General features: G+C 63.9%; 7 protein-coding genes. 1 reads left to right on the forward strand and 6 read right to left on the reverse strand.

Going from position 1 to position 7,867, the window contains the following annotated elements; genetic code table 11:
* Positions 1-336 precede the first annotated feature (336 nt).
* Complete coding sequence (locus tag FY251_RS19540; RefSeq protein ID WP_148416666.1) at positions 337-1,101, forward strand: IclR family transcriptional regulator; 765 nt, start codon at positions 337-339, stop codon at positions 1,099-1,101.
* A gap of 129 nt (positions 1,102-1,230) precedes the next feature.
* Here the strand turns inward: FY251_RS19540 and FY251_RS19545 are convergent, their stop codons facing one another.
* The 6 genes from FY251_RS19545 to FY251_RS19570 all read right to left on the reverse strand — a co-directional run.
* Positions 1,231-3,180, reverse strand: a complete 1,950-nt coding sequence (locus tag FY251_RS19545) for an archaea-specific SMC-related protein (protein ID WP_148416667.1) — start codon at positions 3,178-3,180, stop codon at positions 1,231-1,233.
* A 79-nt stretch (positions 3,181-3,259) separates the two neighbouring features.
* On the reverse strand, positions 3,260-3,883 hold the full coding sequence (gene rdfA / locus FY251_RS19550) for a rod-determining factor RdfA (RefSeq protein WP_148416668.1): 624 nt from the start codon (positions 3,881-3,883) through the stop codon (positions 3,260-3,262).
* Positions 3,884-4,634: 751 nt separating this feature from the next.
* Positions 4,635-5,432 carry an L-rhamnose 1-dehydrogenase gene (gene rhcB / locus FY251_RS19555; RefSeq protein WP_148416669.1) on the reverse strand — a complete coding sequence of 266 codons (798 nt, stop codon included), beginning with the start codon at positions 5,430-5,432 and terminating at the stop codon, positions 4,635-4,637.
* A 51-nt stretch (positions 5,433-5,483) separates the two neighbouring features.
* Positions 5,484-6,335, reverse strand: a complete 852-nt coding sequence (gene rhcF / locus FY251_RS19560) for a 2,4-diketo-3-deoxy-L-rhamnonate hydrolase (protein WP_148416670.1) — start codon at positions 6,333-6,335, stop codon at positions 5,484-5,486.
* A gap of 84 nt (positions 6,336-6,419) precedes the next feature.
* Positions 6,420-7,178, reverse strand: coding sequence for an IclR family transcriptional regulator (locus tag FY251_RS19565; RefSeq protein ID WP_148416671.1), 759 nt, complete (start codon positions 7,176-7,178; stop codon positions 6,420-6,422).
* Between the two features lie 209 nt (positions 7,179-7,387).
* Positions 7,388-7,867, reverse strand: a 480-nt coding sequence (locus tag FY251_RS19570; protein WP_148416672.1) for an LLM class flavin-dependent oxidoreductase, incomplete at its 5' end; no start/stop codon positions are given.

Consider the following 7,867-nt stretch of genomic DNA (forward strand, 5'->3'; position numbering starts at 1 on the left):
ACGATAATAACACTTCCGGAGCGGTGGACGTTCGGGCTCCGATTAACCCACAGAAGAGACGATTCACGAGGAACGAATGCGAACACCGGGAGACGCCGAAATCGTGCGAGCGGCGTACCCCCCGCCTTTCGGATGCGTCCGTACCGCTCTCTGCCGATTTCGGTCGCCGACCTCGCCGTCTCTGGGCCGGGGCGTCGCACCCCGATCCGGCGACAGAACATGCGTATCGTTCACAAATGACTCGTTTCGGCGTCGGCTCGGCACGGATTCGCCATCGAACAACTGGTATTCGGGAGAGCCGAAACGACTATGTGCAATGGTGACGACCCGCAGGTAATGACCGAGACCCCGAACGACCGCTCGCTCAAAACGACGGTCACAACCCTCAGAATCGTCGAATTACTCAGGGAACGCGACGGGGCGGGCGTGACCGAAATCGCCCGCGAACTCGACATCGCGCCGAGCACCGCACACACCCACGTGACGACCCTCGAAGCGCAGGAATACGTGGTTAAAGAGGGGGATACGTACCATCTCGGGCTTCGCTTCCTCGGTCTCGGCAACTTCGTCCGGACGCGGAAACGCAAATTCGGGAAGGCCGAACACTACACTAACGTCCTCTCCGAGGAGTCGGAACGCCGTTCTATCTTCACGGTCGAGGAGCACGGGCGGGGCGTGTACGTCCACACCGCACCCGGAAAACACGGCGTCTGGACCCAGTCGACCGTGGGAAAGCGCGTCTATCTCCACTCGACGGCGAGCGGGAAGGCAATCCTCGCCCACATGCCGACAGAGCGGGTCCACGAAATCGTCGACCGCGTCGGCCTCCCGAAGGAGACCGAACAGACGATTCACGACGAGGAGGCGCTGTTCGACGAACTCGACGAGATCAGAGAGCGCGGCTACGCGCTGAACGTCGAAGAGCAGATTAGCGGCGTCCGAGCGGTCGGAGCCCCCGTCATGGGACCGGACGGCGACGTGTTCGGCGCGCTGAGCGTGGCCGGCCCATCTAATCGGATGAAGGGCGAGCAGTTCGACCGTCTCACCGAAGTCCTCCTCGGCATCGCCGAGGAGCTCGAACTGAGCATCGCGCTCTCCTGAACGCGCCGCAGTCGTCCTCGCAGTTCTCCGGTCAACGTTACATCGCTATTAGTGTAACTCGAAACGGACCACCCCGTCCGAGACGCGGCACAGTCCGGGGGCAAAAAAACGAAAACGGAAACGGCCTCGTTAGGCCGGCGAGTAGCGCGGGTACGCGCTGTCGACGGCCTGCGCGTCCTCTTCGAGGAGGGCGACGACGAGGTAGTCGGCGTAGTCGGCGAAGTAGTCCACGAGCCGCGAGATGCGGTTCGAGTCGATGGCCTCAAGCGAGTCGAGGACCATGAACGGCACCGTCTCGTAGACGTCGTGAATGAGGTAGCCCGCGAGCGCGAACACGAGGCCGGTCACCTCGCGCTCGGACTCCGAGAGGTGCGCCACGGAGTCCTCGTAGCTCACGCCGTCTTCGTTGGTCCGGATGACGTGGAGGTCGAAGACGGACTTCGTGACCTTCCTTCGGCCCTCCCGAACCCGCTTTTCGGTGCGCTCGATCCAGATGCGTTCGAGGTTGTCGTATTCGAGCACGTCGAGCACGTCGTCCATGTGGGTGTTGAACTCCTCGACGGCCTCGGATTCGAGGCGCTTGATGCGCGTTCGAAGCTCTTCGAGTTCGTCTTCGATATCCTCGCGGGCCGCTTCGAGTTCGTCGCGCTCGTCGAGTTTGCCCTCGATGTCGTCGATCTCGTCTTCGACGTCTTCGAGGTCGCTGCGGAGGCGTCCGAGGTCGTATTCGAGCTGGTTCGCCTCGCGGTGGAGGTCGAGCAGGTCGCCGTGTTCCTCGCTTTCGAGTTCGTCGACCGTCTGTTCGAGCGACTCGATTTCGGCTTCGAGGTCCGAGCGGTCGGACTTGAGCTCCTCGATGCGCTCCTGGCGAGTCTCGCGCTCGCTTTCGATTTCAGACAGGCGGCGCTCGATGCGGTCGCGCTCGCGCTGGCGGCGCTCGTAGGTGGACTTCTCGTCTTCGAGTTCGGAGAGCTGTTCGCGGTGTTCGCGATTGTCTTCGAGTTTCCCCTCGCGGAGCGTCCGGAGACGTTCGATCGTCCCTTCGATTTCGGACTTGTCGACCTCGGAGCCGCACGTCCAGCAGACGACCTGGTCGTCGCCGAGCAGTTGGTCGGTGACGCTCCCGCCGGAGTCGTCGGCGTCTCGGAGCGCGTCGACGACGTCCGAGGAGGTTCCAGAGAGCATCTCCTCGTTGAACTGAATCACGGACTGAAGCTCGTTGACGGTCGACTGAATCTCCTGTCGGCGCGTCCGGAGCCGGCTGATCTCGGAGTCGATTTCGTCGATCTTGCCGCCGACGACCTCGGGGAGGTCCTCGGCGTCGTCCGAAAGTTCGTCTTCCTCGGATTCGAGCGCGTCGAGGCTCTGTTTCTCCGTCTCGATGCGGCGGTCGACGTCGTTGATGTCGCGGCGCTTGCTCCGGAGGTCACCGAGCTTGGATTCGAGTTCGCTCTCGACTTCCTGACGCTCGCTCACGCTGGCGTCGTACTCCTCGACCTCCGTTTCTTTCTCGGCGAGTTCGTCTTCCTTCTCCTCGATTTGGTCTTCGAGCTTCGTCCGCCGGCGTTCGAGCTGCGGCAGGCGGTCAGAGAGGTTGCTGAGCGTCGAGAGCTCGTCGGCGATATCGCGTTTCTCCTGCTGGAGCGACTCGATCTGCTCGTTTATCGACTCGACATCGACCGGGCGCATGATGAGGTCGCGGAGGTCGTCGCCGCGGGCGACCGCCTGCCGGGCGTCGTTCGTTTCGAGCAGGAACGCAAACAGGTCGGCGAGGTCCGGGTCGTCGAGGACCGGGTTCCCGCCGGAGATGACCGCGTCGCCCTGTCGCTCGAACGTCCGGGTGTACGTCTCGTCGCCGATCGTGAGTTCGACCGACCCCTCGTCTGCGTCGCCTTTGAGCGCGACGTCGTCGCTCCCGTGTGCGGCCATGATGGACCGCAAGAGCGACGTTCGGTTCGTGGCGTTCCGACCCGCCAACACCGTCACGCCCGGCTCGAACGACGTTGACAGGTCGTCAATGCCACCGATGTTCTCGACCGAAAGGTGGACTTTGGATCTTGACACTTGTTCTGAGCTCATACCTTGATGCTATAGGTACATCAATATAAAATCACCCGTTGAATCGAGCGGAATGTGACAGAGCTAAGTATGTAATCGTTTAGTTCGACGTGCTTTCGTCGCAGTCGCACCCGCCGCGCCGAAGCAGTTCGACGACTTCGTACTGCGTCCCGCAGTCTCGGCAGTACACCTGCGTATCGACGAGGACGTCGAAGTCTCCGAGCCGGAGTTTGCTCGTGTTGCGGAGCGAGCTCAGGCTCTGTTCGATGACCGCGACCAGTCGGCCGCGGAGTCGCTGGATGGACTCGACGACGTTGTCGATTCTGTTCCCGGACGAGGACTCTTTCGAGACGCCCCGAATCTCCGTCAGATACGTGTAGACCGCCTGATGAGAGACGAAGTCCGAGAGCAGTTGGTCGACGTCGACGCCGCGGGACTGGAGCGTGTTCTTCGCCTGAACGCGCATCCCCTCCGTGGTCTCGTCGCCGGTGAGAAGCGTATAGAGGTTCTCCACCTCGCCTTCGAGAACGTCCTCGCCCGCCTCGCGCAGCGCGGCGTCGAGCACCCGTTCGTTCATCAGATCCGCGAGGTCCCGGAGGCTGTCGCTGTCCTCGGGGGCCGTCCACCGCTCGGCGAGTCGCTCGCCGAACCCGTCTAAGTCGTACGTCTCGATGACCCGCTCTACCTTACTCAGGCGACGGTTCGTGCTTTGATCGGTACCCATTACCCGGATTTCACACGGTAGCGTAAAATATCTTCAGGTTCGAGCCCGGTTCGACCGCCCGAGCGGTGCGCCCACGGACTGAATCGAAGGGGGCGTATCCGGCAGTGCCGGACCGAGCGCGCGAACGAAGAGCCGGTGGCGCGGGCCGGTGTCCCTCAGACCGACGAACCGGACTCGGCCGTACCCGGACGTTGGTCATCAAAAAATGGAGTATCAATGGGACGTGGTGCTCGGGTGGCGGCCGCACTGCATATCCGCGAGTACCGATTGGCAGGTGTACTCCGCGGCGGCCACCGAGCGTACGTGATGGTCGTCGTACTGATGGCTATCGTGCTGGACGCACGGGATACTGGTCGCACGTGGTCAGACCGATCTGACCACACGTTACCACGAGACACACCAACATAACAGTTGTGTAGTTGGCGATCGCGGTCACACGGACGGAAGTCGGAGCTATCCGTCGAACGAGAGGATAGCACGAGGCGGACGTCTCAGACTGGTTGGCTCCACTCTGCGGCGTCGCGTCGTGGCACGCCTCCGGGGCGACCGCCATCGAACATTGACGTGGTCCATATCCGACGATGCCGGACCGGCGGAGGCGATCGTGCATCGACGCGAAAAGCGCGGGGACGGACGACTCGGGCGATAGGGGCCGTTCGAAAAGGCGGGTTCGGTCACGGGGAGACGATCGGAACCCACAAATATCGCGCGGAGCTACGCGGGCGAGTCACCGGGCGCTTCCTCGTCGAAGTCAGTGTTTGAGGTAACCGCCGTCGACGGCGATGGACTCGCCGGTTATCCAGTCGCCCTCCTCGGAGAGCAGGAGAACCGCGACGTGGCCGACTTCTTCGGGCTGGCCGATTCGGTCGAGGATGTGCGCGTCGAGCGTCCCCGCGAGGATTTCGTCCGACGACTTACCGGACTGCTCGGCGTGCTCGTCGAGCCACGTCTCGACCATCGGCGTCTCGACGGTACCCGGTTTGAGCGCGTTGACGGTGATGCCGTGGTCGCTCAGTTCCTTCGCCAGCACGGTCGTGAAGGCGAGGACCGCCGCCTTGGACGCACCGTACGCGCCCTGTCCGGCGAACGGTCGCTCCGCGCCGACCGACGAGATGTTGACGATGCTCCCCTCGACGTCTCGGTCGACCATCCGGGCGGCGACGGCCTTGGAGACGAGGAACGTCCCCTTGGCGTTCACCTCGAAGTGGAGGTCCCAGTCGTCTTCGGTCGTTTCGAGGAGCGGGACGGCCTGCTGGACGCCCGCGTTGTTCACGAGGCCGTGGATGTCACCGAGCGCCTCGATGGCGGCGTCGACGGCGGTTTCGACGCCCGCGGCGTCCGTCACGTCGACCTCGTACACCGCGGCCTCGCCGCCCTCCTCGCGGACGAGTTCGGCGGCCTCGGCGGCCACTTCGGGTTTCGTGTCGAAAATCGATACGTCGGCTCCGGCGCGGGCGCAGCGGACCGCGATACCGCGGCCGATGCCGCGCGCGCCGCCGGTGACGACGATATGCTTGTCTCTCAGTCGGGTGTCTGTGTGCGTGCTCATAGTCGATAGTACCGGGATATCGTATAAATAATTGCGCTGTGCGGCGGTCGGTTACTCGTCGCGCTCGGCGACGACGGGGTTGGTGAGCGTACCGATGCCCTCGATTTCCACGTCGACGCTGTCGCCCGGTTCGAGCAGTTCCGGCGGGTCGCGGAAGATGCCGACGCCGCCGGGCGTGCCGGTGGAGATGACGTCGCCCGGTCGGAGCGTCGTGATGCCGCTTATGTACTCGACGACCTCGTCGACGCCGAAGATGAACTCGGAGGTGTTGGACTCCTGTTTCGTCTCGCCGTTGACGCGGCAGGCGACGTCGAGGTCGTGCGGGTCGACGTCGCCCTCGGGGACGAACGCCGGTCCCATCGGTGCGAACGTGTCGTAGCTCTTGCCGCGGAAGAACTGGCCGTCGTCGAACTGGGCGTCCCGGCCGCTCACGTCGTTGATAGCGGTGTAGCCCGCGACGTAGTCGAAGGCGTCCTCGGCGTCGACGTTCTTGGCCGTCTGGCCGATGACGACACCGAGTTCGACCTCGTAGTCGACCTCGTCGATGGCCGCCGGGTGGACGATGGGGTCGCCGGGGTTCGTGACGGACGTGCCGGCCTTGCCGAACAGAAGCGGACGTTCGGGCACCTCTTCGTCCTGTTCTTCGGCGTGGTCGTGGTAGTTGAGCCCGACGCAGACGATTTTGCCGGGGCGCGGGACGGGCGCGAGGAGCTTCACGTCCTCGACGGGGACCGACTGGTCCTCGGCGGCGTCCGCGGCGTCCTCGACGACGGTGAGGAAGCCGGGGCTGTTCAGGTTCTGGACGGTGACGTCTTCGCGGAGGCCGGAGAGCGGGACGACGTCGTCGTCGCGGCGGACGCCCCATTCGGGGGCACCGCCCGCGGTGTATCGAACGAGTTGCATCGTTACACTCTGCCACACCGTGATACGTAACTGTTGCGCTCTACGCAGCATTGCGACAGCGGGGATAGGCCCGCGGCCCGCCGACTACGAGTACGTCAGGTTCACCTCGATGACGTTCGCGCTCTTGAGAATCTGGTTCGGCAGTTCCTCGGTGAACCGCTCCTCGCGCATCCGGCTTTTCGGCCCCGAGACGCTCACGGCGGCGATGGCGTAGTCGTCCTCGTTGAGTATCGGCGCGGCCACACAGCGCATTCCCTTGACTCGTTCTTCGTCGTCGTACGAGTAGCCGCGCTCGCGGACCTGCTCCAGCACGTCGAACAACTCCTCGCGGTCGGTGATAGACCGGTCCGTCACCGCCTCCAAGCCGTGGCGATCGAGGATTCGCTCGACTTCCTCCCGCGGCCGGTTCGACATGATGGACTTCCCGAGGGCCGTCGTCTGCAGCGGAACGCGCATCCCGGCGTGGGTGTCCAATCGGACGGCGTCGGGACCCCGCGAGCGGTACAGGAAGACGCCGACGCCGTGTTCCTCTATCATCAGGTTCGCGTGCTCGCCGGTCACCTGCGCGAGTTCGTTTATCTCGGGGCGGGCGATTTGGAACACCTTCTGTCGCGACCGCGCGTGCGCACCCAGTTGGAGAAAGCGAGTGCTGACGTAGTAGGTGTCGCCCTCCTTGACGAGGTACTCCTGTTGCTCCAGCGTCCGCAGGTGGTCGTGAATCGTGCTGGTGGGCTTGTCCAGCCGCTTGGCTACCTCCGAGACGCCCGCCCCGTCGAGTTCCCGCAAGAGGTCGACGAGTTCGAGCGAGATTTTGACCGCGTTGACCGGAACGTCTGACGTCATAGTTAGGTATGAAACTCCATCCTTCAAAGGTCTTTCCGCTATGGCCGGACGTGCGGCCGGTACCGGAAGCGGCGAGCCGGGACAGGCCACCGAGGAGGAATCCAACGAGTGAGCGCCGCGGGGCCGCGAGTACCTAAATAACTGAAAAAACGGCGTGAGCGAACGCGGGCGCGCGATCCGTACCCGGCGCGCTCGACTCTCGAAGCGTCTCAGCTGAACTGCGGGATGACTTCGTCCGCGAACAGTTCCATGCCGTCGGTGTCGGGGAAGTCGATGAACCAGCCCTGGAACTTCGTCACGCCCGCGTCGATGCGGCGCTCGATGGCCTCCGCGCACTCCTCGGGCGTCCCCATGATGAAGTACTCGCGGGCGTCTTCTTCCGTCACGATGGGCGCTTGGTCCTGGTACTCCGCTTCGAACTGGATGGGCGTCATCAGGTCGAGCAGGCGGTCGAACTTCTCCTCGTCGCGGGTGCAGATGACGTGCCCGTCCCACGAGTACTCGATTTCGTCGGGGTCGCGGCCGACGGTCTCGCAGTGGTCTTCGATGACGCCGATCTTGTGTTCGAGCGTCTCCACGTCGCCGTTGAACACGTCGGTGTTCCACACGTCGGCGTGCTTGGCGACGAGTTTGAGCGTGACCTCCTCGCCCTGTCCACCGACGAGGATGGGCGGGTGGGGGTCTTGGAC

The organism is Haloferax sp. KTX1 (assembly GCF_902410085.1).
GTDB lineage: Archaea > Halobacteriota > Halobacteria > Halobacteriales > Haloferacaceae > Haloferax > Haloferax massiliensis.